General features: G+C 69.2%; 26 protein-coding genes and 1 pseudogene. 20 read left to right on the top strand and 7 right to left on the bottom strand.

The annotated features are described in order from the left end of the window. The first annotated feature begins 14 nt into the window (after positions 1-14). From ACQPZA_RS13960 to ACQPZA_RS13940, 5 genes and pseudogenes are all read left to right on the top strand, one after another. Positions 15-1,016, top strand: coding sequence for an MBL fold metallo-hydrolase (locus ACQPZA_RS13960; protein WP_433281131.1), 1,002 nt, complete (start codon positions 15-17; stop codon positions 1,014-1,016). Continuing rightward, a complete protein-coding gene (locus ACQPZA_RS13955; protein ID WP_433281129.1) occupies positions 1,013-1,819 on the top strand; it encodes an SDR family NAD(P)-dependent oxidoreductase in 807 nt (268 codons plus the stop codon). The genes ACQPZA_RS13960 and ACQPZA_RS13955 overlap by 4 nt, the downstream gene beginning before the upstream one ends. 179 nt (positions 1,820-1,998) lie before the next feature. Further along, a complete protein-coding gene (locus ACQPZA_RS13950; RefSeq protein ID WP_433281127.1) occupies positions 1,999-2,241 on the top strand; it encodes a hypothetical protein in 243 nt (80 codons plus the stop codon). A gap of 81 nt (positions 2,242-2,322) precedes the next feature. Next, complete coding sequence (locus tag ACQPZA_RS13945) at positions 2,323-3,150, top strand: MBL fold metallo-hydrolase (protein WP_433282813.1); 828 nt, start codon at positions 2,323-2,325, stop codon at positions 3,148-3,150. A gap of 66 nt (positions 3,151-3,216) precedes the next feature. After that, a pseudogene (locus ACQPZA_RS13940) lies at positions 3,217-3,567 on the top strand (hypothetical protein); the annotation flags it as partial. Here the strand turns inward: ACQPZA_RS13940 and ACQPZA_RS13935 are convergent. Together ACQPZA_RS13935 and ACQPZA_RS13930 are read right to left on the bottom strand one after the other, a co-directional pair. Next, positions 3,479-4,873 (bottom strand): FAD-binding oxidoreductase, encoded by a 1,395-nt coding sequence (locus tag ACQPZA_RS13935; RefSeq protein WP_433281124.1) that lies wholly within the window; start codon positions 4,871-4,873, stop codon positions 3,479-3,481. The pseudogene ACQPZA_RS13940 and the gene ACQPZA_RS13935 sit on opposite strands and share 89 nt — an antisense overlap. 70 nt (positions 4,874-4,943) lie before the next feature. After that, positions 4,944-5,783 (bottom strand): oxidoreductase, encoded by an 840-nt coding sequence (locus ACQPZA_RS13930; RefSeq protein ID WP_433281122.1) that lies wholly within the window; start codon positions 5,781-5,783, stop codon positions 4,944-4,946. Positions 5,784-5,883: 100 nt separating this feature from the next. Here ACQPZA_RS13930 and ACQPZA_RS13925 point away from each other — a divergent pair, with 100 nt between their 5' ends. Then, entirely contained in the window at positions 5,884-6,786 is a 903-nt protein-coding gene (locus ACQPZA_RS13925; RefSeq protein ID WP_433281119.1) for a LysR family transcriptional regulator, read from the top strand. Between the two features lie 249 nt (positions 6,787-7,035). On the opposite strand, the gene ACQPZA_RS13920 is transcribed toward ACQPZA_RS13925, so the two are convergent. Both ACQPZA_RS13920 and ACQPZA_RS13915 read right to left on the bottom strand, forming a co-directional pair. Next, positions 7,036-8,130, bottom strand: a complete 1,095-nt coding sequence (locus tag ACQPZA_RS13920; RefSeq protein WP_433281117.1) for an alpha/beta hydrolase — start codon at positions 8,128-8,130, stop codon at positions 7,036-7,038. Between the two features lie 108 nt (positions 8,131-8,238). Then, a complete protein-coding gene (locus tag ACQPZA_RS13915) occupies positions 8,239-9,654 on the bottom strand; it encodes a cytochrome P450 (RefSeq protein WP_433281115.1) in 1,416 nt (471 codons plus the stop codon). Here ACQPZA_RS13915 and ACQPZA_RS13910 point away from each other — a divergent pair. The 12 genes from ACQPZA_RS13910 (at position 9,647) to ACQPZA_RS13855 (ending at position 21,360) form a co-directional block, all read left to right on the top strand. Beyond that, the gene (locus ACQPZA_RS13910; protein ID WP_433281113.1) at positions 9,647-10,648 is read left to right on the top strand and encodes an amidohydrolase family protein; all 1,002 of its coding nucleotides are present in this window, start codon (positions 9,647-9,649) and stop codon (positions 10,646-10,648) included. The two genes, ACQPZA_RS13915 and ACQPZA_RS13910, sit on opposite strands and share 8 nt — an antisense overlap. Positions 10,649-10,660: 12 nt before the next feature. Next, positions 10,661-11,695: a hypothetical protein gene (locus tag ACQPZA_RS13905; protein ID WP_433281111.1), complete on the top strand. Its 1,035-nt coding sequence runs from the start codon at positions 10,661-10,663 to the stop codon at positions 11,693-11,695. 13 nt (positions 11,696-11,708) lie between these two features. Then, on the top strand, positions 11,709-12,398 hold the full coding sequence (locus ACQPZA_RS13900; protein WP_433281110.1) for an RraA family protein: 690 nt from the start codon (positions 11,709-11,711) through the stop codon (positions 12,396-12,398). Next, entirely contained in the window at positions 12,395-13,060 is a 666-nt protein-coding gene (locus ACQPZA_RS13895; protein WP_433281109.1) for an RraA family protein, read from the top strand. The genes ACQPZA_RS13900 and ACQPZA_RS13895 overlap by 4 nt, the downstream gene beginning before the upstream one ends. Before the next feature lie 31 nt (positions 13,061-13,091). Next, positions 13,092-13,865, top strand: a complete 774-nt coding sequence (locus ACQPZA_RS13890; RefSeq protein WP_169393814.1) for an IclR family transcriptional regulator domain-containing protein — start codon at positions 13,092-13,094, stop codon at positions 13,863-13,865. Positions 13,866-14,004: 139 nt separating this feature from the next. Continuing rightward, positions 14,005-14,958, top strand: coding sequence for an IclR family transcriptional regulator (locus ACQPZA_RS13885; protein ID WP_433281106.1), 954 nt, complete (start codon positions 14,005-14,007; stop codon positions 14,956-14,958). A 226-nt stretch (positions 14,959-15,184) separates the two neighbouring features. Continuing rightward, on the top strand, positions 15,185-17,032 hold the full coding sequence (locus ACQPZA_RS13880) for an ABC transporter permease (RefSeq protein ID WP_433281104.1): 1,848 nt from the start codon (positions 15,185-15,187) through the stop codon (positions 17,030-17,032). 2 nt (positions 17,033-17,034) lie between these two features. Continuing rightward, positions 17,035-18,138 carry an ABC transporter ATP-binding protein gene (locus ACQPZA_RS13875; RefSeq protein ID WP_433281102.1) on the top strand — a complete coding sequence of 368 codons (1,104 nt, stop codon included), beginning with the start codon at positions 17,035-17,037 and terminating at the stop codon, positions 18,136-18,138. Between the two features lie 25 nt (positions 18,139-18,163). Next, entirely contained in the window at positions 18,164-19,294 is a 1,131-nt protein-coding gene (locus tag ACQPZA_RS13870) for an ABC transporter substrate-binding protein (RefSeq protein ID WP_433281100.1), read from the top strand. Between the two features lie 30 nt (positions 19,295-19,324). Continuing rightward, positions 19,325-20,641, top strand: coding sequence for a Rieske 2Fe-2S domain-containing protein (locus ACQPZA_RS13865; RefSeq protein WP_433281098.1), 1,317 nt, complete (start codon positions 19,325-19,327; stop codon positions 20,639-20,641). Positions 20,642-20,652: 11 nt separating this feature from the next. Next, positions 20,653-21,003, top strand: a complete 351-nt coding sequence (locus tag ACQPZA_RS13860) for a hypothetical protein (RefSeq protein ID WP_433281097.1) — start codon at positions 20,653-20,655, stop codon at positions 21,001-21,003. A 36-nt stretch (positions 21,004-21,039) separates the two neighbouring features. After that, on the top strand, positions 21,040-21,360 hold the full coding sequence (locus ACQPZA_RS13855; protein WP_433281095.1) for a hypothetical protein: 321 nt from the start codon (positions 21,040-21,042) through the stop codon (positions 21,358-21,360). A 208-nt stretch (positions 21,361-21,568) separates the two neighbouring features. Here ACQPZA_RS13855 and ACQPZA_RS13850 read toward each other — a convergent pair whose 3' ends face one another. From ACQPZA_RS13850 to ACQPZA_RS13840, 3 genes are read right to left on the bottom strand one after another with little or no spacing between them, the layout of a single operon-like run. Then, entirely contained in the window at positions 21,569-22,129 is a 561-nt protein-coding gene (locus tag ACQPZA_RS13850; RefSeq protein WP_169393796.1) for an MBL fold metallo-hydrolase, read from the bottom strand. Positions 22,130-22,165: 36 nt separating this feature from the next. Next, positions 22,166-22,324: a hypothetical protein gene (locus ACQPZA_RS13845; RefSeq protein WP_433281093.1), complete on the bottom strand. Its 159-nt coding sequence runs from the start codon at positions 22,322-22,324 to the stop codon at positions 22,166-22,168. 52 nt (positions 22,325-22,376) lie between these two features. Beyond that, on the bottom strand, positions 22,377-23,015 hold the full coding sequence (locus ACQPZA_RS13840; protein ID WP_433281091.1) for a TetR/AcrR family transcriptional regulator: 639 nt from the start codon (positions 23,013-23,015) through the stop codon (positions 22,377-22,379). Between the two features lie 35 nt (positions 23,016-23,050). On the opposite strand from ACQPZA_RS13840, the gene ACQPZA_RS13835 reads away from it, so the two are divergent. Further along, positions 23,051-24,004, top strand: a complete 954-nt coding sequence (locus tag ACQPZA_RS13835) for an alpha/beta hydrolase (protein WP_433281089.1) — start codon at positions 23,051-23,053, stop codon at positions 24,002-24,004. Next, on the top strand, positions 23,997-24,626 hold the full coding sequence (locus tag ACQPZA_RS13830) for a maleylpyruvate isomerase family mycothiol-dependent enzyme (protein ID WP_433281087.1): 630 nt from the start codon (positions 23,997-23,999) through the stop codon (positions 24,624-24,626). The genes ACQPZA_RS13835 and ACQPZA_RS13830 overlap by 8 nt, the downstream gene beginning before the upstream one ends. The last annotated feature ends 345 nt before the right edge of the window (positions 24,627-24,971 follow it).

Below are 24,971 nucleotides of genomic sequence, written 5' to 3'. Positions count from 1 at the left end.
GAGAGGGGTCCCCGATGGACACCGACAGCAGAGACTCCGAGGTCCGGAACACCCCGGACCCGAGCACACCCGGTGGGTTCGGGATCGGGCCGGCCTACCAGGTCGGCCGGGTGCGAGCGCACCGCATCGTCGAGTGGAACGGGCAGCTGTTCACCCGCGGGCAGGTGTTCGCCGACGTCGACCGGGTCGAGTGGGCCGCTCAGAAGTCCTGGCTCGAACCCCGTTTCTGGAGTTCCGAGACCGACGGCGTCACCCTGACCATCCAGTCGTTCCTGCTGGAGTACGAGGGCACCCGGATCCTCATCGACACCGGGATCGGCAACGGCAAGGACCGTCCAGCTGTCCCGCCGTTCCACCAGCTCGACACCCCGTTCCTCGACCAGCTCGCCACGGCGGGCGCCGCCCCCGAGGACGTCGACATCGTGGTCCTGACCCACCTGCACTCCGACCACGTCGGCTGGAACACCCGGTTCGACGGACACAGCTGGGTCCCCACCTTCCCGAACGCCCGCTACCTGATCCCACGGACCGAGTTCGACTTCTGGAACCCGGACGGCGGCCCGAACCAGGGCTCGGCCGACGAGGACCAGGCCCTCGTCTTCGCCGACAGCATCGCCCCGGTAGTCGCCGCCGGGCAGGCCGAGCTGTGGGAGGGCCCGCTGACCCTGACCACCGGTACCGACCTGGCGATCAGCCTGGACGTGGTTCCCGGCCACACCCCTGGTTCCGCCGTGCTGACGGTGTCCTCGGGCAGCGACAGCGCGATGTTCGTCGGAGACCTGCTCTCGACACCCATGATGGTCGGGCACCCGGACATGTGCGCGAAGTTCGGCGACCACTGGGTCGACGACAACCTCGATCAGGTCCGCGCCGCCCGCCGTGACCTGCTCGGCCGGGCGGTGCGCCTCGGCGCCCGGCTGGTACCGGCCCACTTCAACACCGATGCGGGCATCTTCGTCAGCCGGGACACCACGGGCTTCGCCATGTCCGACGGCGTCCGGCCCTCACACACATGACCTCCACAGGACAGGAGAAGACGATGGACGCCGATCTGGACTTCAACGGCAAGACGATCTTGGTGACCGGCTCCGGACGCAACATCGGCCGGGCGATCATCTCCGAGTTCGCCTCCCGCGGCGCGAACGTCGTGATCAACGCCCGCGACACCGAGACCGACCGCGAGGAGGCAGAAGCCGTCAGGGCCGAAGCCGAGAAGCACGGCGTCGGCGCGCTCGTCGTCCTCGGCAACGCCGCAGACCGGGCCACGGTGGAGCGGCTCAGAACGGAATCGGAACGGGCCTTCACCCGCGTCGACATGTACGTCAGCAACGCGATGCACCGCATGTACCGCGAGTCGTTCTTCGACACCACCGACGACGACTGGAACTACTACCTCAACCAGCAGCTCACCGCGTCCTGGTACCTCGCGAAGGCGTTCGTCCCGGGCATGCAGGACGCCGGTTGGGGCCGCATCATCCACATGAACGGCCCCAACGCGTGGACCGGATCATGGGCCGCCATCCCGATCGCCTCGGGGAAGGCCGGTCTGCACGCGCTCACCAAGTCCCTCGCTTCCGGCCTCAGTCAGTACGGGATCACCGTCAACGACGTGAATCCCGGCTACGTCGACGTCGTCCGTGACTCCGGCCTCGACGACTCCGCCGGCATGCGCGAACGAGCCGCCCAGGCCATGGCCATCAAGCGCGTCATCTCACCCGAAGAAATCGCCTGGACCTGCGCCTACCTCTGCTCGCCCCGATCCGGAGCGGTCACGGGCACCGTCATCGACGTCGACGGCGGCCGGCCCGCAGCGCACTGACCAGCGACGAGGGCGCGGCCCCGGCGCACCCCATGCACCAACCGCACACGACCTTCAGGACCAGCGACGGCTCGTCGTCGCCAGCCCGTCCATCCGAACCGCGGTTTTCCCGCGACGGGAACGCTCGGCGACAACTTGCAGCCGGCCGCCGGAACCGATCGAGCCACCTCGTGGAATCCGTGGACCGACCTCTCGCATTGGACGGCACGGTCTCCGGGCCGACCGCCCGGGCCGTAGACGTCGGGCTCGCCGCGCAACACCCCGATGTCGGCGAGACGCCACGCGGGCGTCACCGCGAGATCGAGTACGACCTTCGCCGGCTCGTGCACCGCGTTCCCGGGCCACCACTGCCGAGCGCCGCGGACAACGCTCGATCCAGCCCGACGGCGCAGACGGTCTCGGTGAGCAACACACCGGGCTAGCGCCTGGCGCCGGTACAAACAACAGGAGGACGGATGCTGCATTGGACGGTCGGTGACGTCACGATCACGAGCGTGGTCGAGATGGAAGGACCGGCACCGGGCAAGTTCCTTTTCGCCGACGCAGGAACCGACAGGCTGATCGCCCTGGCCGACGGCCCAGCCCCCTGGCTACGGCCCCACTTCGTGGACAACCGGGGCATGCTTCTCAGCAAGATCCAGGCCTTGGTGATCGACACCGGCTCACGACGCATCATCGTCGACACATGCCTCGGCAACGGAAAGGAGCGAGCAGTGCCCAACTGGAGCGGCCTCCAACTACCGTTCCTCGAAGACCTGGCCGCGGCGGGCTATCCGACGGAATCGATCGACACCGTGGTCTGCACCCACCTGCATGTCGACCACGTGGGCTGGAACACCAGACTGGAGGACGGCGCCTGGGTACCGACCTTTCCCAACGCCCGCTACCTGTTCGTGCGAGGCGAATACCAGTACTGGAACGAGGCCGGCTATGCAGATGAGCCGATCCTCGAGGACTCGATCACCCCGGTGATGGAGGCGGGACTCGTCGACCTGGTCGCCGCCGACCACGTCCTGCTGGACGAGGGCGGCACCGTCGTGCGCTTCGAGCCGACCTTCGGGCACACGCCGGCCCACGTGTCCGTGGTCATCGAGTCGGTCGGCCGGCGGGCAGTGATCAGTGGCGACCTGATTCACCACCCCGTGCAGATGGCGATACCCAACTGGGCCTCGCGCTTCGACTATGACGCCGATGCCACCCGGGCCACCCGCAAGGCCTTCCTCGACCGCTACGCCGACGGCTCCACGCTGGTCATCGGCACGCACTTCGCGACTCCGAGCGCCGGCAAGATCGTCGCCCTCGACGCCGGCACCTGGAAGCTCGAGGTCTGACGGAGTCCCGCCGCCCAGTGGCGACGGGGCACCGAACGGAGCGAGAGCCGGGTCGGTGACTTCACCGAGCTGGGCCACCACCTCGGCGGCCTGATCACGCAGCTGCGCGACCTGATCCCGCAGCCCGGACTCGACTACACCCAGCTCTACCGCGACCTGCGCACCTGGCAGCAGCCCAACGGAGCGGCACGGGTGCGCGTAGGCGCAGGCCCGGGTGACGCCAGCGCGCGCATCATCCACTCCTCAGGGGTGGGGCCCGCCGCGAGCCGGCGCGCCGTGGGTGTCGGCGGCCGGCCTCGGTGGAACCACTCGTCTCAATGCAATCGCTTCATCGAGTCAGACCGGCGAAGCGGAACAGGTTGTGCGGGTCGTACCGAGCCTTCACCTCGAGCAGGCGCGCGTGCGTCTCACTACTGAAGGCCGTCGCGACGCGTTCGGGAGAGTCGCTGGAGGTGAAGTTCAGCAGGACGTGTCCGGTCTTCCACGGCTCCAGCGCCGACTCCAACGCGGTGTGTTCCGCGACGGCTGCCGCTGCCAACTCGGGTGGAACGATCGAGCACGCGTAGACGAGGAAGGCGGCATCGCGGTTCTCGACCGCGTTGGCGTGGTGCGGTTCACGCGAGAGGGCGCCCCCGAGGTGGCGGATCTCGACCACGGTGGTGAGGCTCTCGACTCCCGGTCCGGCGAGCTGCAGCAGCGCGTCGACGGCGTCTGCCGGAAGCTGCGTGACAAGCGTCGAGGCGTCCCGGAACGGGATGGGGCCGGGCGGGTCGTTGTGGATGCTGCCCGCCGCCGAGAACGGCATCTCTGCGATGGTGTCGATCACGACGGGAGCCGCCTGACGCAGCGGTTCCACGATTCGCTGCCCCTCTGCGGCGGGGCCGTTGTAGGCGACTCGCAGGTGGACGACGAACCTGCCCCGCAGTGGCGGCGGGAGGTCCGGGTCCTGCGGGAGCCGGAGCAGCGCGATGGACGAGGTCATCGCGTCGGGCACGGTTGCGGTCCAGTCGCAGTACGCGGTCAGTACCTCGCGCGCCGACTCGCCGGGGAAGAAGATCCCGCCGCCGTACAGGGTGCGCACCGGGAACAGGTCGATCTCGATCGAGGTGACGACCCCGAAATTGCCCTTGCCACCGCGGACGGCCCAGAAGAGATCGGTGTTCTCGTCCGGGCCTGCCGTCCGTGTCGTCCCGTCGGCCGTGACGATCTCGAAGGAGCGGACGTGGTCCGCGGCGTATCCGTGGGAACGCGCGAGCGGGCCGATGCCTCCGCCCGTGATGTAACCGACGGCGCCGACGGACGGCGCCGCGCCGCTGAGCGGAGCCAGTCCGTGGGCGGCGGCGGCCTCGAGGACGCTGCTCCATCTGACGCCGGCGCCGATGCGCGCCCTCCGCGACCGGGGGTCGATCCGGACGTCCTGGATCCGGTGGGTGCTGATCATCACGGCGCCGTCGGCCGGTCGCATCGGGGCATGCCCCGTGGCCCGGACGGCGATCGGCAGACCGTGGCCCGCGGCGAACCGCACCGCCGCGGTGACGTCGTCCACCGACGTCACCCCGACCACGACCGCCGGTGTCTGGCGGACGGCGAGGTTGTAGCCGGCCAGCTCGGCCTCGTAGGCCGGATCGCCGGGTACGAGGACCGGCCCGGCGACTGCGGTGGCGAGCTCCTTGAGGGCGTCGGCCAGGTTGTCGGCGGCCGGGGAGTCTCTCTGCGAGGTCACATCATTCCTTGTGGTTTCGAACGCGTTCCTGTGAGGCCACAGGCCTGCTGAACCTGCTTGATCTCGACGGTCAGGACACCGTTGTCGAACGGCTGAGCTTCTCCCAGGTGGTGACCTCTGCCAGCAGGGACTCGTGGTGGCCACGCAGCCCGTCGACCGCGTCTTCGCCGAGCAGGAAGTGCAGCGGCGGGTTCGCTGCCTCGAGCACCTCGAGGATCGCCGCAGCGCCCTTCGCCGGGTCGTTCGGCTCCTGGCCCACGACGTCCTTGACCATCCGCCGCAGCTCTCCCGAGGTCGCGTGGTAGGCCGGGTTCTCGGGGGTCCACTGCAGGCTGGTGCTGAACTGCGTGCGGAACATCCCCGGTTCCACCACCATGACCCGGATGCCCAGGGGAGCCAGTTCGAGCGACAGCGCCTCGCCCAGAGCCACGAGCGCGTGCTTGGTGGCGTTGTAGCCGCTCAGCCCCGGGTAGGTGATCAGGCCGCCGACAGAGCTCATCACGACGATCGTGCCGTTCCCCTGCTCGCGCATCACGGGGAGGACGGCCTGGGTCAGCTCCACAGCACCGAAGAAGTTGACGTCGAACATGTCGCGCATGTGCTTGACCGAGGTTTCCTCGACGGCGCCGATTGCGCTGACCCCGGCGTTGTTGACCAGGACGTCGATGCGGCCGAACACGGCCAGCGTCGCGTCGACCGCGGCCCGGATGGATGCCGCGTCCGTGACGTCCAGTGCCACTGTGCTGATCTGCTCGCCCCCGGCCTGGGCGAGGTCGGCGAGAGTCTCCGGGCGGCGGGCGGTGGCCATCACACGGTCGCCGGCTGCCAGTGCGGCCAGCACGATCTCCCGGCCGAAACCGCTCGAGCAACCCGAAATCAGCCAGACCCGACCCGGTGTGTCGTTCGTCATTCCCATTCCTTCCGAGGTGGTATTCATCGAGATCGATGGTCGTCCCGGCACCCCGACGCCGTCCAACACCGGCTACCTGTCGCAGTTGTAGCCTTTTCCTGTGAGCCCTGATCTTCGGCAACTGAGGTATTTCGTTGCCGTCGCGGAGGAGTCCAGCTACACACGCGCTGCCGAGCGGCTCACGATGAGCCAGCAGTCGCTGTCCCAGCAGATCACCCTGCTGGAACGGATGCTGGGGGTGAAGCTCTTCGACCGCGACACCCGAGGCACCGGCCTGACCGCGGTCGGCGCGCTGTTCCTCCCCGAGGCCCGCGCGGTGCTCGCCCGAGCCGAGGAAGCCGTCGACGTCGTTGCCCGAGCCGCACGCGGCGAGATCGGCAGCCTCTGCCTCGCCTTCCTCGCGACCACGACGAACTACCTGCTCCCACCGGTGGTGCGAGCCGTACGACAACAACTTCCCGAACTCCGGCTGACCACGCAGGAGACGACGATCGCACCTCTGGTCGAGGGGCTGTTCAAAGGACGCTTCGACGTCGCGTTCACCCGGCCTCCGCTGGTGGAGGGGCTGGAGACCAGGGCGCTGGTCAGCGAGCCGGTGTGCGCGGTCCTGCCCGAGGGCCATCCGCTCGCCGGTCGTTCCGAGCTGACCCTGGGTGAGCTGGCCGGCGAGCGCTGGGTGCTGACTCCGCGCAGCTCGTGGGATCCGTGGCACCAGGCGTTCGACGCGTCCTTCCGCGCGGCCGGGTTCACCCCCGACGTGGTCCAGCGGGACGCGAGCGTGCAAGGCTTGCTCGGCCTCGTGGCGGCCGGGGTCGGGGTGACGCGGCTGGCCCGGTCGGCGAGCAGCCTCCGTCGCACCGGTGTGGTGTTCGTGCCGCTGGCCGGGGAGTTCGTCCCCACCGAGATGGTCTGGATAGCCGGCAACACCTCGCCCGCTCTGCACGCTCTGCTGGACGTGGTCACCGAGGTGGCCGCCGCCACCGACCTCACCGAGTCCGGTTGAGGAGCGGAGTGGAGTCCTGGACCGCCGTCCCGGCCGTCATCGCGGCCGAACCCGGCACACGGCGGTCATCTGTTCAGCGAGGCGACGTCGGTCGCGGCGCCGCGATCGTCGACCGAAGATCGGGCGGTGACGTCGGCTGGCAAGATCGTCGCCCTCCGCAACGGCACCTGGAAGCTCGAGGTCTGACGGCGTCCCGCCACCCGGTGGCGACGGGGCAACGAACGGAGCGAGAGCCGGGCCGGTGACGAACTACGGGCTGAACACCAGTTGCCGGGAGAAGAACGGTAGGACCTTCTCCTCGAGGCGCTGCGGGACCCCGCTGTTGTGGTCGCCCTCGTAGGTCTCGAACGTGTGCGACACGTCGAACCTGGTGAGGCGGTCGACGAAGACCTGGTTGCCGGCGAGCAGGCTGTCCTGCAGTCCGATGTCGAGCGCGATCGCCTTGTACTTCTTGAGGTTCCCGACGTACTGGTCGAGCATGGCGACCGGCGAGTTCGCCGCCCACTTCTCGGCGATGTCCGGTTGCACCTCGCCGTTCTTTGTCGGCAGGTCGAAGAAGAACGGCGGATTTGTCGGATTCGGGGCCCAAGCGGCGGCCCGGGCCAGCGTGCCCATCACGTCACGGTTACCCTGCGCCTCCTCCGGACTCTTGATCGCCTCGGCCAGGGGGGTCACACCGCTGCCCGGCGGGCGGATGGTCCCTTCGTTCAGGCAGCAGGAACTGAGGGCGTAGACCGCGCTGAACACGTCGGGGCGCTTCATGCCGATGCGGATCGTCCCGTAGCCGCCCATCGAATGGCCCGCGAGCCCGCGGCTCTCACGCGCCGCGAGCGTGCGGTAGTTCTGGTCCACAAATCTGACGAGATCGTCGGCGACGTAGCTTTCCCAGTCGCCCGCAGTCACCGAGTTCGAGTACATGCAGCCGCCGTAGCGGTTCATGCAGTTGGGCATCACGAGGATCATCTCCTGCGCGCTGCCGTTGCCGAAGACCCGGTCGGCGATCTGGTCCAGCCCGCGGCTGCCCGGGCCGAAGTAGGACAGGTCCGTTCCGGTGTAGCCGTGCAGCACGTAGACCACCGGGTACCGGCGGTCGGTAGCGGTGGCATAGCTCGGCGGCAGGTAGACCGACACATCTGGGTCGGCGGTCTCGCCCATCAGGTTGCCCTCAAGCGCCGTGCCGTGCACCTTGACGCGCTCCCACTTGCCCGCGGAGGGCGGCTTCGGCTGGACCGCCTGCGGGTCCGGATCCCGAGCCTGCGACGACCCGCCCCCGCATGCGGAAAGCGCGAAGAGAACCACGGAAATGGCCACCGCCAGTCCCGAGCGGGACCGAATCAGAGCCATGCGAACACCTCCACGTCATTGTGTCTGGCCCGGCAGCCAAGTGATGTTCCGCATGGCGACCGTCACGATCTCGACGCCGAGCCCGACGGAACCTTCCACTACATGTCTTCAAGGCACACGCGGTGAATCGACCGGCGTGCCCAGGAACACCAGCCGCGCAGGCAGGGAGATCGGGCCGTGGTTGACGAAGCTCGGCAGGTAGGGCTGCTGCTCATGGGGAAGCAGCAACTCGACGGACTCGATCCGCTCGAGCAGGGCTCGTAGGACGACGCGGCTCTCCAGGCGCGCCAGTGACGCTCCGATGCACGCATGTGCCCCCTTGCCGAAGGCGAGGTGTGCCGAGCCGTTCCGCCGGTCCAGCACGAGGTGCGGGCATTGCTGCCACACTTGCGGGTCGCGATTGGCGGAGCCGTAGAAGACGAGCAGGCGCGACCCGGCCGGTACCTCCACGCCTCCGACGAGACTGTCGACCGTGACCAGCCGATAGAAGCACTGGATCGGCGCTTCGAGGCGCAGGGACTCCTCGATGAACCGCCCGATCAGCTCCGGCTCGCGGCGCAGCCTGTCGAAGAGGCCCGGCACACGGCCGAGGAGGGCCATGGTGCTGGCGAGGTGGTGGGTGGTGGTGATGTTGCCGGCGATCAGGAGTTCGATCACGAACCTCACGCACTCGCGCCGTGAGAGCTCCCCCTGACGCTCGGCCTCGCCGATGAGCGACAGGACGTCCTCACCAGGCATGCCGTCGCGCTCGTCCAGGAGAGTGCCGATGTAGTCGGTGAACGCATTCTGGACTCGCTCGCGGCGGGCGGCATCTCCGGAGTGGCCGCCCAGAGAGCTCGTGATCTCCTCCGACCACGCGCGGAACCGGTCGACGTCGCGCTGCGGCACCCCGAGCACGAGGCTGATCACCCGGATCGGCAACACGGCCGCCAGGTCCCGGACGAGATCGATGTCGGTGCGTCCTCGCAACCCGTCCACGAGCCGGGCACAGACCTCGCTGATCTGCGGCTCCCACGCCGCCACCCGAGCGGGGGTGAAGACGCGGTTGACGATCGACCGCCGCCGGGCGTGCAGGGGGTCGTCGGACAGCAGCAGGAGCGGCCGCAGGCCCGTGTCATCGTCCTCCGGGCGCACGGGCGGGTTGCCGACGGTGTTCGCCGACGAGAACCGTTCGCCGTCGCGAAGTACCGCGACGACGTCGGCGTGCCGGCTGACCACGTAGGCGTCCACCTCAGGGGCGTAGTGCACCCCGCGCTCACGCATCCGCTCGTACGCCGCCGCAGGGCAGCGCAGCCCGTCCGGGTCGAGGGCGACAAGATCCGCCAGTTGCACGGCCGCTCCTGTGAGGTCCGCGCGAAGGCCACTCCCCCGCACCCGGACGACTGTGATCGCCCGGGACGCGGTCGGGAAAGCATTTTCGGCAGAGAAGAACAGTCGTCGGGATTGCTCCGCAGGATGCGACAGGGCATTTAGTGTCCGCTCGTCTACGGCGGGCAGCTCGGCGAAGGGGACCCCGATGATCATCGACGTGCACGGCCACGTCAGCGCACCCAGCGAGCTCTACGCCTACAAGGCCGGTCTGCTCTCCCACCGTGGTGCGCACGGGCGCGGCGGCGCCGGGATCTCCGACGACCAGCTGCGGGCCGCCCTCGAAGCGCCCAACCCGAGCTTCGGCAACCAGTCCCACCTCGCCCACCTCGACGAGGCAGGCGTCGACCTGCAGCTGATCTCGCCACGGCCGTACCAGATGATGCACAGCGAGTCGCCGGCGAAACTCGTCGAGTGGTTCACCGCGGAGACCAACGACGTCATCGCCCGCGTCTGCGCGCTCGTACCGGGCCGGTTCCGCGGGATCGCCGGGCTGCCACAGAGCATGGAGCGCTCGCCTGCCGACTGGGTCGCAGAGCTGCGCCGCTGTGTCCAGGAGCTCGGCTTCGTGGGTGCGACGTTCAACCCGGACCCCTACGAAGGCACCCAGCAGCCGCCGAACCTCGGCGACAGGTTCTGGTACCCGGTGTGGGAGGCGCTGTGTGAGCTCGACGTCCCGGCGTTGATCCACTCGGCCGGCTGTCGCGTGCCCGCTCGCGAGACGTACTCGCTGCATTTCATCCAGGAGGAGACGCTCGCCGTCGTCGGCCTGCTGAACTCCGGCGTCCTCACCGACTTCCCGGACCTGAAGATCATCGTGTCCCACGGCGGCGGTGCGATCCCCTACCAGCGCGGCCGGTTCCAGCCGGGGGCCATCCGCGGGGGCGGCCGGTTCGAGGACCGCCTGCGCCGGCTGTACTACGACACCTGCCTCTACACGCAGGACTCCATCGAGCTGCTGCTGCGCGCCGTCGGCGTCGACCGTTGCCTGTTCGGCACGGAGAAGCCCGGCACCGGCTCGGTCCGCGATCCCGGGACCGGCCGCTGGGTCGACGACATCCATCACCTGATCACGGACATCGACTGGCTGACCGCGGGCGAGCGCAAGCAGCTGATGGAGACGAACGCACGCGAACTGTTCCGGCTCTGAGAGGCGAGGGACATGGCAGAGATCGTGGTCGGCGTCGGGACCTCGCACGGTCCCCTGCTGAACACCCCGCCCGCAAGCTGGGGAGAGCGCGGCAAGGCGGACCGCGGCAACCCGGCGCTGGTCTACAAGGGGCAGGAACACACGTTCGCCGAGCTCGACCGGCTGCGTGGCGACGGCACATTCGCCGACGAGTGCCTGCCCGACGTCTGGCAGAACCGGCACGCCTCGTGCCGCCGGGCGATCCGCGCCCTCGGCGACGTGGTGCGCGGCACGGAGCTCGACGCGCTGGTGGTGGTGAGCAGCGACCACAAGGAGACCTTCGGCGACGAGCTGCTCCCCGCGTTCGCGATCTACCATGGCGACACCGTCGAGCACGTGCCCTTCACGCAGGAGCACCTCGACGCTATGCCGGCGGGGCTGGCGATCGCCGAGGTGGCGAACGTCCCGGACGTCCCCGTCACGCGCAAGTGCCATCCAGCGCTCGCCCTGCACCTGGTGAAGCACGTGGGACAGTCGGGGTTCGACCCGGCCGCGTCGCGCGCGCTCCCGGCCGGACGGTACGGCGACCACGGGATCCCGCACGGCTGGGGATTCGTCTACCAGCAGGTGCTCGACGGCAGCGGCGAGATCCCGTTCGTCCCTGTCTTCGTCAACACCTTCTGGGAGCCCAACCCGCCGAGCGCAGCCCGGTGCTACGCGTTCGGCCGCGCGCTCGGCGCGGGCATCAGGGCCTTCGTCGGCGCGGATCGAGTGGGCGTCGTCGCCTCCGGTGGGCTGAGCCACATGGTCGTGGACGAGGAGCTCGACCGGGCCTTCCTCGGCGCCCTGCTCCGGGACGACTCCGGGTACCTGGCCGGCCTCCCGGACGCCCTGCTGCGTTCGGGGACGTCCGAACTGCGGAACTGGATCGTCGTGGCAGGCGCGATGTCCGGCACCGGTCTGCGTCCCGCGGTCGTGGACTACCAGCCCTGCTACCGGACCGAGGCGGGAACGGGATGTGCGATGGGCTTCGTCACCTGGACCCGCGAACCGGCGGCCGCGGCGTGAGCGAGGAGGCTGCATGAGCGATGGGGCGGAACCGGACGTGGACCTCCTGGACCGGCTGCGGACCATGGACAGCTGCGCGGTGTCCGACGCGCTGGACACGCTGGGGCTGGCCGGAGCCACCACCGGCCTGCGGCCACTGTGGCCGGTTCCGGGTGTCGTCGCAGGGTTCGTCCGGACCGTGCGCGCCGGACCCCGCCGGTCGGAGGGACCCGCCGACCACATCGCCACCGCGGCGATCGAGGCGGCCCACGCCGACGACGTGCTGGTGATCGCGAACGCCGGGCGCACGGACGTCTCCTGCTGGGGCGGCATCCTGGCCGTCGCGGCTCAAGGACGTGGCCTGCGCGGAGTGGTGATCGACGGCGCGTGCCGCGACATCGCCGAGAGCGAGGAGCTCGCGTTTCCGGTCTTCGGCCGCGCTGTCGTGCCGGTGAGCGCGCGCGGCCGAATCGTCCAACTCGCGATGGACGAGCCCATCGACGTGGCCGGCATCCGGGTCAGGCCCGGCGACCTCGTGCTGGCCGACCGCAACGGCGTGGTGTTCGTCCCCCGCGACCGCGTCGGGGACGTGATCGGCCTCGCGGAGCGGATCGTCGAGCGTGAGGCGGCGATGGTGGCCGCGGTCCGCGCCGGGCGCCCTGTCGCCGACGTCATGCACGACTCACGGTTCCCGTCGATCGAGTCCGAGAAGAGTGATCGATGAGCACTCCACCCACTCACCCCCTGGCCGGGTTCTCCACCGCCACGGTCTCCGACGCTCTCGACCGCCTCGGTCTGCCCGGTAGCGCGTACGGGCTGCGCCCGCTCTCCGACAACTCCGCCCGGTTCTGGGGCCGTGCGTTCACCGTTCGATATGTGACCGCAGGAGCCTCGCCCGGCACGGTCGGCGACTACCTCGACGACGTGTCCCCTGGAGAGGTCGTCGTGCTGGACAACGCCGGGCGCACGGACTGCACGGTCTGGGGCGACATCCTCACCACGATCGCGGCCGACCGGGGCGTCGCGGGCACGGTGATCGACGGGGTCTGCCGCGACGTGGCGCGAGCGCTCCACCTCGGCTACCCCATCCACAGCCGCGGTCGATTCATGCGCACGGGAAAGGATCGCGTCGAGGTGTCCGACGTGGGCCGCCCGGTGTCAATCGGAGGCGTCCAGGTGAAGGCGGGCGACCTCGTGCTCGGAGATACGGACGGGATCGTCGTCGTTCCCTCCGATGTGGAGGACGCGGTGCTGGGGACAGCAACGCTGATCGCAGCAGGCGAGGAGGCGGTCCTGGCCGACGTCCTCGCCGGGAAATCGACCCTGGCGGAGGCCAGGGTGCGTCACGGCTATCACCACATGCAGCGGCCGGACGAGCGGATGTGACCACCCACCGTCGAGGAGGTCGAGGCCCGTCATGCCGAACTCGATCAATCGACTGTCCTCGGTGGACAACGCCCTCCACCTGGTCAAACTCGTCGCCGAACGTGGGCCGGTCCGGCTGTCCGACGCCGCGGACTCGCTCGGCGTCGCCCGTTCGACGGCCCATCGGCTGCTGTCCTCGCTGATGCATCACGGCTTCGTTGTCCAGGACCGGCCGAACACCCCGTATCGGCCCGGCCCGGTGCTCGCCGAGCTCGGCTTCGCGGTGATCGGTCGCATCGACCTGCGCACCGTGGCACGCCCTGCGCTCGAAGCGCTCAGAGAGGCCACCCACGAGACGGCGAGCCTCCTCGTGCTCGAGCGGGGCTGCGTGCGGTTCATCGACTGCGTGGAAGGCCGCCGGACCGTCCGGGTCGGCAGCCGCACCGGTGTTCTGCTTCCCGCCACGTGCACTGCGGGTGGCAAGTCGATCCTCGCCGCGCTGCCGACGGAGCAGCTTGCCCACCACCTCCCCGACCTGGTCCTGCCGACTCCCACCCCGCATTCGTTGCGCACGTTCGATGAGCTCGGGGCCGAGCTCGAGGAGATCAGGCGACGCGGGTACGCGATCAACCGCGAGCAGGCAGAGATCGGCATCAGCGCGGTCGGGGCATGCCTGCGGGACCGCATAGGCACGCCGATCGCCGCCCTCAACATCGCCGTTCCGTCGACCCGCATGCCCGACGACGCGGCCGAACGCCGTTTCGCCGACGAGCTGCTTGCTGCGGTGGAAGACGTCCACAGGCTGATCGAGCAGTCAGGCCCGTGATTCCGGGCGAGCGAGCTCACCGCCCGGCGCGACAATTTTCTTCCATGCGGAAACCGCCGGAGGCATCTTGCCGCTGAAAGGAAACCGTCCGTAGCTTGATCCGGGAGTCTTCCCGTGTGGTGCTGCTCAAGGAGGAGCGATGGCCGCGACGGAACCGCCTCTGGCAACTACGGCTCACGATCCCTTCGATCACCCTCCCCGTTCACGAACGGCGGCTCGCGCCGCGCACGGGCAGGAACAGCCCACTCGTCGCCGGCACGCGTTGCTCGGCAGGAGCACGCCGCCCTCGGACTCCGAACTCGCTGCACCCGAATCCGCCGCGCTCCCGCCGTACGCGCTCGAGTCGGTGGACCGGGCCTTGCGCCTGCTCGCCCTGCTGCCCGAACAGCGGCGGCTCCGCGTCACCGACGTCAGCCGAGAGCTCGGCGTCGCCCCGTCCACCGCCCACCGACTGCTGTCGACGCTCGCCCACCGCGGGTTCGTCACGGCGGACGTGAACACGCGGACCTATCGGACCGGTCCGGCCTTCTGGGCCCTCACCACTGCGGCCCAGCCTGCAGACGATCTTTCAGTCCGTTTACGCCCGCACCTCAGGCGGCTCTCGGAGAGAGTCGAAGAAACGATCACCCTGATCGTGCTCGACGGACTGTTCTGCCGATTCATCAGTGGCGTCCGCGGTGCGCGTCCCCTCCGCACCATCGTTCGGGTGGGCACGGTCCTGCCGTGTCACACCGTCTCAGGAGGAAAGGCTCTGCTGGCCGAGCTGCCTCCGCGGAAACTCCGGGCCCTGTTCGCCGGCCACCGGCTGCTGCCGATGACCCGGCGGAGCATCGCCACGCTCAACGAGCTCAGCGACGAGCTGGAAATGGTGCGGGAGCTGGGCTACGCCACCAACATCGGCGAGTCCGAGGACGGAATCACGGCCGTCGCCATGCCGGTTCGGCGCCCCGACGGTACGGCCCTCGCGGCGGTTGCCGTGTCCGCCCCCACCACGCGCATCGGTGCCGTGCCCACCCGCGCGCTGCTCGACCCGCTCCAGGAAGCGGTCTCCCGGATCGGCGATGACCTGCTGGCCGAGGCAAGTTCGCTGTGAAGCGCTCCGCGCGTCGGGGCGCGTACGCCGACTGAGAGGCTCGAACCCCGGCCTATTCGCGCCAGCGGAAAACAGGGTCCGATCCACCCGGGACTGTTCCGCCTACGCATACGTTCCCTTCATCCCGCGCCGCCGGATCCGCACGATCCTGCGCCGCGCCTCGATGTGGAGGAACCGCATGCCGGGCGGAACACCAGTGACCACCAGACCACCCAGCCGTGCCCGCATGTCCGCGCTGCCGGCGCCGCTGCGCCGCCACGGTGCGCGCCCGCTGGCCTTACTCGGGGCGACCGCACTGGGTCTCGTGATCCTCGTGCTCTTCGTCTACCCGGCCGTCATGGTCGTGGTCGGCGCATTCCGGACCTCCTCCCCCGGCTTCCCCGGTGAGTGGTCGGTGCAGGGCTTCGTCGACGCCTACACCGAACCTGCAACCTACGAGCTGCTCTGGAACTCGACGGCCTACTCGTTCTCGGTGATGGTGATCTCGCTGGTCCTCGCCGTCTTCTTCGCCTGGGTGGTCACTCAGACGAACACGCCGGGACGCCGATTCGTGACGCCGATGATGGTCACGCTGATCACGCTGCCGTTCCTGTTCTTCGGGATCAGCTGGGCCATGCTCGGCAACTCGAGCACCGGCCTGCTCAACCAGATCCTGAGGCTGGTCGTGCCCGTCGAGGAGGGCCCGCTCGACGTGCGGTCCTGGCCCGGGATCGTGGCCGTCGCCGTCCTCAAGATCACCGCGATCAACTACATGCTCATGCTCGGCGTCTTCCGCACGCTGGACCCGGCGCTTCGGGAGGCGTCCCTGATGGCAGGCGTGAGCAGGACGGCGACGTTCTTCCGTATCGAACTGCCGGTACTCGCGCCGGTGCTCCTTGCGCTCGCGCTCATGGGGTTCGTGCGCGGGCTCGAGTCGTTCGATGTCCCGCTCCTGTTGGGTGCCCCGGCCGGTATCGAGGTCTTCTCCACCCAGATCTACGACTACCTGCGCAACCACTTCCCTCCCGCGTACGCCCAGGCGAGCGCCCTCTCCGTGCTGGTCATGGCGATCATGGTCGTCCTGGTTGTCCTGATGTGGCGGTTCCTCGGCAGGCGGGACTTCACCACGCTCGGCGGCAAGGGCCAGCGCGTCGAGCTTCTCGACCTCGGGCCTCGCAGGTACCTCTGCACCGCGGCCATCGTCGCCTTCGGGCTCCTGGCCCTGGCCTTCCCGCTGGTGCAGCTGGTGCTCGGCTCCGTTCAGTCCGTGTTCGGTGTGCTGTCCTCCGGGTTCACCCTCGATCACTACCGCACGGTCCTCGGCGAGCCCGGGGTCATCTCCGCGCTGCAGAACACGGCGTTCGTCGTGGTCGTCGGCGGGTTGCTCGCGGTGGCACTGGCCACGCTCATCGCCTACATCGTCCAGCGCGGCACGTCGAAGCTGCGGTGGGTGTTGGAGGGCGCGACGTGGCTGCCATGGGCCGTCCCGGGTGTCGTGCTCGGCCTCGGGATGCTCTGGGCGTACCTCTCGGTCCCCGGGCTGCGCACGCTCTTCGCCTCGATCTGGCTGGTCATGCTCGGCCTCATCGTCGTGGCCACGCCGGTGGCTGTGCGGCTCGCCAACGCGGCCATCGCACAGGTGCACAGGCAGCTCGAGGAGGCCGCGCGCGTGCACGGCGCAGGTCGGCTGCGCGCCGTGATCGGGGTGGTCCTCCGCCTGATCCTGCCGAGCCTGCTGGCGGGGTGGCTGATCTGCGGTGTCGTGATGGCTGGTGAGCTGGCAGTGCCGGTACTGCTCTCCGGACCGGGCAGCCAGACGGTCCCGGTCGTGCTGCTGGAGATGACCGAGTCCGGCCGCTCGTCCGAAGCGGCCGCCGTCTTCACGCTCATGCTCGCGGCGATGGCGGCAGTGCTGGTTGTGGCGCTCGCGGTGCGCGCGGTCGGCACCCGAGTGCTGCGCGCGCGGCCGGCGCCGGCGACGCTCGCTGCCCCAACAACTGAACCGTCCCCGCTCACCGGGTCCGTTCCGACCGCCGCGCCGGCCCGGGAGCCGTCGCCTGCGGTGCCCATCCGCACGGCGGCCGAAGGAGACTAGCTGTGGCGCAGATCGACATCGCCGGACTCACCAAGCGGTTCGACAGCGGCGCTGCCGCCGTCGACCACCTCGACCTCACCGTGCAGGACGGCGAGTTCCTCAGCCTCCTGGGGCCGAGCGGTTGCGGGAAGACGACGACCCTGCGCTGCGTGGCGGGCCTCGAGCGGCCGACGAGCGGGGAGATCCACTTCGACGGCGAACCCATGGTGTCCCGCGGTGTGTTCGTACAGCCCGAGAAACGGCACATGGGAATGGTCTTCCAGAGCTATGCCCTGTGGCCCCACATGACAGCTTTCGGCAATATCGCCTATCCCTTGCGACGGGCGCGTCTGGACGGCACCGAGGTCGCGGCTCGGGTGGCCGAGATGCTCGACGTGGTCGGGCTCGCCGAGTACGGCGGGCGGCTGCCGAGCAAGCTCAGCGGCGGGCAGCAGCAGCGCGTCGCACTCGCACGTGCGCTGGTCAACCGTCCACAGGTGGTGCTCTACGACGAGCCGCTGTCCAACCTGGACAGCCTGTTGCGGTCCCAGATGCGCCGCGAGGTGCGAAGGCTGCACGATGCGCTCGGCTCGACGTCGATCTACGTCACGCACGACCGCACGGAGGCCATGGCGCTGTCGGACCGCATCGCCGTGATGCAGGCCGGTGTCGTCCAGCAGATCGGCACTCCGCGGGAGATCTACACCTGCCCGGCCAACCGGTTCGTGGCCGACTTCATCGGGTTCGACAACCTGCTGAAGGCCGAGGTGGTCGTATCCGAACGGGACGGCGCGCTGGTCCGGCTCGGTGGCGACGGCCCCCTGGTGCGCTGCGCGACCGACAGGGCGCACCCGCCCGGGAGCGTCGTCGAGCTTGCTGCGCGGGCCGGTGCGTTCCGCCTCGCGCCGGCCGCACCTGAGCCCGGACAGTCGTTCCGCGCCCAGGTCAGGACGGTGACCTACCTCGGGGAGGACCTCGAGTTGCAGGTGCAGGCGGGCGAGATTGCGCTGCTTGCCCGGATCCGCGACGCGGACGTCCGGGCCGTCACCCAGGGGACGGTCCCGGTCAGCGGCGACCTGGTGAACCTCAGCATCCGGCCGGAGGAGCTCGTGGAGATCGGCGCCTGAGCGGAGCTCGTGGCGAAGAGAAGGCGTGACGGAGGAGACGGCGATGAAGTCGGCAGCGACGAAGCTGGGACGACGACGATCCCGCTGGTTCTTGGCGGCCGTGGCGGGGGCGGTCGGCCTCCTGCTCGCGGCGTGCGGTTCGGGAGGAGACACCGGAGGGGGTGGCCAGCAGTCGGCGGTCGGAGCGCCGGTCCAGGAGTTGTACGCCGCGGCGCAGGCCGCGGGTGAGGACAAGGTCGTCGTCTACGGGATCAAGGGCAACGCCTGCTACGACCGGTTCTCCCAGCGCTTCCCGGGTATCGCCGTGGAGTCGCAGTACATGGTCGGAGAAACGCAGGCCCGGCTCGAGCAGGAGCACGTGAGCGGTCAGAACGTCGGCGACGTTCTGCGCACCGGCTCCACGACGATGCTCGCCCTCACCAGGAGCGGGATCCTGACCCCGTTCACCCCCGACGACGTCGACGGCATCCCGGAGGAGGCGTGGGGTCCGGACCACGCGTTCGTCGTCGACACGAGGCGCGTGGCGGGGATCGCCTACAACACGGCTCAAGTTTCCCCGGAGGAAGCTCCGAAGAGCTGGACCGACCTGGCCGACCCCCGGCTCAAGGGCAAGATCGTGATGCCGGACCCGACGGGCCCCGGAGCCGGGCTCAGCATCCTGCAGGAGCTCCTGCAGACCGGCGGCGCCACCGACGACGCCTGGCTGGAGCGGTACGCCGCCAACGAACCGGCTCTGATCCAGGGCGTTCAGCCTGCCATCGAGGCGCTCCGCAGCGGCGAGTACGCGGTGATGATGGGCGGCCTGGACCAGATGACGGGACCGCCTCTCGCGGAGGGCTCCACCCTGAAGTGGGTGTTTCCCGTGACGGGCGCCTCGCCGGTCACCGGCCATTTCATCGGCATCATCACGAACGCCCCACACCCCAACGCGGCCCGGTTGCTGGAGAGCTGGCTGCTCAGCGAGGAGGGGCAGACCTGCCTCTCCCAGGAGGGGAATGAATACCCGGTACGCGACGGCGTGCCCGGCCCGCCCGGCTTCCCCGCACTCGACGAGCTCGACGCCGTCACCCCGCCCCGGCCGGTCGACTACACCGAGCTGGAGCGTCAGCAGAAGTACCTCGAACAGTTCCAGACCGTCTTCGGGCGGTCCCGATGACGCCGGCCACCGGCACGGGAGGACGCGCACATGCTTCGGCCTGAGGACAACAAGCTGATCACGGAGGTCGGGCCGGGGACCCCGATGGGCGAGCTGTTCCGCCGCTTCTGGCTCCCGGTCGTGGCGAGCGAGGACATGGAGGACCCCGACGGCGCTCCGGTCCGGCTCCGGATCCTCGGTGAAGATCTGGTCGCGTTCCGCGACACCGACGGAAAGGTCGGCGTCCTGTCCGCCTACTGCCCCCACCGGCGGGCCAACCTGTTCTACGCCCGCAACGAGGAGGGCGGCCTGCGGTGCATCTACCACGGCTGGAAGTTCGACGTGACGGGCCGGTGCCTGCACATCCCGTCGGAACCGGCCCGGTCGAACTTCAAGGACAAGGTGCGCGCCCCGGGATATCCCGCGCAGGAACGCGGCGGGCTCGTGTGGGCCTATATGGGCCCTCCGGACAAGCAGCCGGAGTTCCCGGAGTACGAGTGGGCGGAGGTCCCGGCGAACCAACGCGTGATCAGTGCGAGCCTCGTCGAATGCAACTGGTTGCAGACGCTCGAGGGCGACATCGACACGGCGCACGTGTCGTTCCTGCACCGCACGCTCAATCCGAGCACCACGCTCAAGTGGGCGCGGTTCGTCGAGAACTTCACCGAGTACGTCACCAAGGACCGGTCGCCGTCCCTGACCGTGAAGAGCACCGACTACGGCTTCGTCTACGGCGGCCGGCGAGTCGGTGGTGAGGACGACTACTACTGGCGGTTCTCGCACTGGCTCGTGCCGTCCACGTCGGAGACGCCGGGCTCGGCCGAACGCCCGGGACGCATCGTCGTGCCGATCGACGACCGCAACTCGATGTCGTTCTCCTTCGTCTGGCACCCGCACCGTGCACTGTCGGCAGAAGAGGCCATCGCGAACGGACGGAACAACGGACAGCCGCTGCATCCGTGGGAGCTCGCCGACGGGTATGTGATCGACACGCGCCGGTCCCCACTCAACCGCGACAACGACTTCAAGATCGACAGGCACGTGCAGAGGACCAAGCGGTTCAGTGGAATTCTCGGGACGCCGCCCGAGGAGGACCGGGCGATGACCGAGACGATGGAACCGGTGCTCGACCGCAGCAAGGAACACCTCGGGACGAGCGACATCGCGATCATCGCGATGCGTCGCCGCCTGATCAAGATGGCCAGGGACCTCGCCGACGGGGCGGAGCCGGCCCTCGCCAAGCAGGCGTGGGCCTTCCGTACCCGCGGCTACGACGTGGTGTCGCGGCACGCGGAGTTCGAGGACGTGCTCGCGGAGCACATGTCCGAGCTGACGCCCGCGCGCGTGACGCCGGCAGCGAGCGGATGAGCGTCTGCTCGATGATCAACGGGGAGGAGAACGGGGCCGGCGGAGCCGACCCGTGGCACATCGTGGACGTGGAAACGCTGGACGTCGACACGGTCACCCTGGTCATCCGCCAGGTCGAGATCTCGCCGCGGGCCGATCAACTGGCCTACCGGGAGTCGGAGATCGACGCGCTCTGGACTCTCGCGGACATGGCTGCGCAGTCAGGCGACACGGACGCGTCCGAGTGGCTCGAACTCCTCTGGCAAGCGCACGACCACGTCGGCGACGGCGACCGAACGCAGGCCCTGGCCGCGCTCACGAGTCTGCGGGACCGGATCGCGGAGGCGGATCGGAGGCGGAGCCCACACAGCGCATCCACGTGACCCCGCCCCCGGAGCGCCGCGCCCGGGTGCGCCGCCATGATCGTGACCCGGTTCGAGGCGTTCTTGGGGTCAATCGGCCTCGGCGATCTCGGTCATCGCCTCAGGGGCGGCAACGAACGCGGCGGCCACGAGTTGGCGCGTGTAGGGATGTTGCGGGTTGCCGAGCAGGGCATCGGCATCGCCGGCCTCGACAACTTTCCCCTTCTTCATCACGATCATCCGGTCGCACAGACCGTCGACGATGCGGAGATCGTGGGTGACGATGGCGAAGACCCGATCCGGCCCGCGGCAGGTCCTGTCCAGCAGTTGGACGCCTCAGAGATCATGGCTGCAGACCTGATCTCCTGCCGGCATTGAACAAGTCGGGTGTGAACAAGCCAGACCGAGTCGCTCTCGTTCCGCACAATCGCAACAGCCCACAGCTGACCAGCGCCTATGGTCGAGGGCGGTCTGAAGGCGCCGACATAGGTGCCGGGTTCCTCGCGCGTGCAGGGGTCGACACCGAGGAAGGTGACGTCGGGGCCGTACATCGGGCCGTAACGGGCACGGTTCTCCGGTCGGACGTTCAGCGGACCCGGCCGGTCGGCGCGAAGGCCGCGCCGTGACCGGGGATGATCAATGTCGGTTCCATCGCGAGGAGCCGCTCGCGAGATGCCTTCAGCTGGTCACCGTCGTGGGCCAGGGGGTCGTCTTCGGGCCCGTCGGCGCTCCACCACAGGTGGGTGGCCGCAACCAGGCCGGTGCCGGTCGTGGCGAGTGTCGTGATGTCCTCGGCAGTGTGTCCGGGTGTGCGGATCAGCCGGACCGAGGGCGACAGCTCGAAGCCGTCGGCGTCGCGGTCCTCCCAGACGTCGCGGTGGTAGATCGCCCAGTGGTCGTGAAACCGGGCCTCGGGGAACAGCGCGGCGTTGAGGGTGTGGTCGGGATGGTGGTGGGAGAACACCACGTCCGTCACATCGTTCGGATCGATCCCCAGCTCGGACAGGGGATCCAGGATGAGTCCTCGGTGGGCGACCATGCCTGGATCGACCACGATCGTCACATCCGTGTCGCGGATGAGGGTGACGGTGCCCGCGACCCGGTCGGAGGCGTATCCGGTGGTGAGGATCTGCACGGTTGCGGTCATCGCCGTCCTTCCGTCGCTCGTTCGTCGGCGTGGGGCTCAGTGTGAGTCGTTGATCCGGCGCAGGAAAGCCCGGGTGCGGTCGTGTTCGGGATCGGTGATCAGCTTCTCGGGCGCTCCTTCCTCGACGATGACGCCGTGGTCGAACATGATCAACCGGTCGGCCGCCGTGCGCGCGAAGCCCGCGGGTGATCCCATGCAGATCCGCCGCCTCCTCCCGAAAATAAGTGACCCCACGCGAGAACGGAGATCAGCTCTGCGGACGTGGGCGCGTTGTGGACGCTACGCCGGTGAGGATGACGGTCAGTCCCTGTTCGAACTCCAGATCGGCGAACTTGGCTCCGATGGAGGCGAGTTCGGAGAGCGTGGGCAGGGTGTCGTGCGCGAGTGCACCGATGCGCTCGGCCGCAGCGTCCTGGCTCTCTTCACGGGCGAGGGGGCCGGCGAGTTCGGATTGCGCGATACCCATGACGAAGGCCATCACGACGCGGAAGGCGACCAGCAGATCGGCGCCCTGCAAGCCGCCGCGTGCCAGTGCCGCCGCGAGGGCCTCGGCCGGAGCAAGGCTGCCGGCGGATGAGGTTCGGCGGGTGAGCACGAGCGGAACGGTCGCCGGGTGCGCCCGGACGGTGCGCCACAGTGCGGTAGCGACGGCGCGGGTATCCGCCAGCCAGTCGTCGCTCGGCTCCGGCGTTTCGACACGGGCCGCCACGGCGTCGACCACGAGTTCCTCGAGCGCCTCGCGCCCGTCGACGTAGTTGTACAGGGTCATCGGTCCCGTTCCCAGTGACGCCGCGAGCGAGCGCATGGTGAGTCCCACCAGGCCGTCCCGGTCGACGATGCCCAGCGCGTGCTGCTGGATCTCCGCAAGGGTGAAACGGGCCTTCATGCTCACGACTCCTCTCACGTACGTCGTACGTATCAGTGGTACCGTACAACACGTACAACGTACTTATTCGGAGGCTCGCCATGATCACCACCCAGACCACCTCCTTTCGCTCCCAGGGCCAGCGCTGCGCGGCGTGGCTCACTCATCCCGAGGGCGAAGGCCCTCATCCCGCAGTGCTCCTCGTCCACGGCTTCGGCGCCACGCACGAGATGGGGCTCACCCAGTACGAGCAGGCGTTCGCCGCCGCTGGGATGGTCACGCTCTCGTTCGACTTCCGACACCTGGGCGCCTCGGAGGGCACGCCGCGGCAGCTCATCTCGATCCGGCGCCAACTGAGCGACATCGAAGCGGCACTGCACTTCCTGCGTCGACGCCCGGACGTGGACGCCGACCGCGTCGCCCTGTGGGGCACGTCGCTGGGGGCGACCCACGTACTGCTGACCGCCGCGCAGCACCCGGAACTCGCGGCCGCCGTCGTGCAGTGCCCGGTGATCAACACGCGCAACGCTGCGATGAGCTCCGGTCCCTGTGCGGTCGCACGGCTGGCAGGACCCATCACGAGCGACCTCGTCCGGTCCACCCTCGGCCTGCCGCGTCGATACGTCGGCATCGTCGACGAACCCGGGCGCACGGCGATCGTCACCGTCCCCGGCGCGAAGGAGGGCTGGAACAGCATGGTTCCGCCCGGTGTCGAGTTCGACAACCGGGTGACCGCGGCGATCGGGCTCGAGCTGATCCGGCTCAACGCCGCGAGCAAGGCGCCGCAGATCCGCCCGCCATTGCTGGTGTGCGTGTCCGACCAGGAGACGCTCATGGACCCGCGCATCGCCGCGCGGGCCGCGCAGCGCGCCCCTCACGGAGAGGCCATTCACTATCCGGCCGACCACTTCTCGGTCTACCACGCACCGCAGGTCGAGCAGGTCATCGCCGACCAGGTGTCCTTCCTGAGCGCGCATCTGGCACCGACGAAGGGAGCGGGCGATGCGTGACCTCGTCGCCGTCCAGGACCAGAACTTCCTCTCTTTCGCCGGCACGCTGACCGAGCAGGAGTGGAACGAGCCCAGCCTGTGTCGGGGCTGGACGAACAAGGATGTGCTCGCGCACCTGGTGCTCGGTCTGCAGCTGCCCGTCCCCCGGCTGGCGGCCGCGATGAGCCGGCATCGGTGGTCGTTCGACGCGACAAACGAGGTCCTCAGCCGCGAGCATGCCGACCGGCACGTCGCCTCGGAGCTGGTTGACGCCTTCGACCGCATCCGGGTACGCCCGCGTGGGATCGGGCGCCTGTTGCCGACACCGCTGATGCTCGGCGACCACGCCGTGCACCACCTCGACATCGCCCTCGCGCTCGGTAGGTCCGACGTCCTGCCCCCGGAAATCGCCAACGCCGTCCTCGCCGTCGAAACTCGGATCCCCAACCCGTTCGTTCCGGCGGCGGCACGGGCACGCGGCCTGACGCTGCGGACCACCGACACGACGTGGTCACGCCCCGGCGATCCGGCCCTCGACGTCGTCGGACCCGCGGACAGCCTCGTCTCCGTCCTCGCCGGCCGCCCCAATGCCCTGCCACGCCTGACAGGCAACGGCATCGCCACACTGCAGAACCGAATGTGACCGGGAAGGACCAGTCCGTCCGATCGAGGAGACGCTCGACACGATGGGTGAGCTGGTCACGCAGATCATGGTGCGTGTGATCGGGCACGGTGAGCTGCCGGTCGGCCAACTGCGCCGCATGCATGCCGCCGTCCCCTGTCCCGCCTATCCAGGTAACACCCTCCCAGGCATGCTCACGTCACTGAGGAAACCTCAACAGTAAGGCGACGCAGTTCGCGGCTCGGCGGATCTTCCGAGTTCGCCGGATCGTCGCAACCGCGCCCCCACGAATGGTACGTCTATGGATTTTTCACACATTACGCCGTCGTGGGAGTGGACGTCTGGTCGACGATGCCGAGCCTGTGC

Origin of the sequence: Pseudonocardia xinjiangensis, from assembly GCF_050948425.1 — a bacterium.
Taxonomy (GTDB): Bacteria; Actinomycetota; Actinomycetes; order Mycobacteriales; family Pseudonocardiaceae; genus Pseudonocardia; species Pseudonocardia xinjiangensis.
The sequence above is the reverse complement of the archived record's forward strand: the minus strand, read 5'-3'. Positions and strand labels throughout refer to the sequence as shown.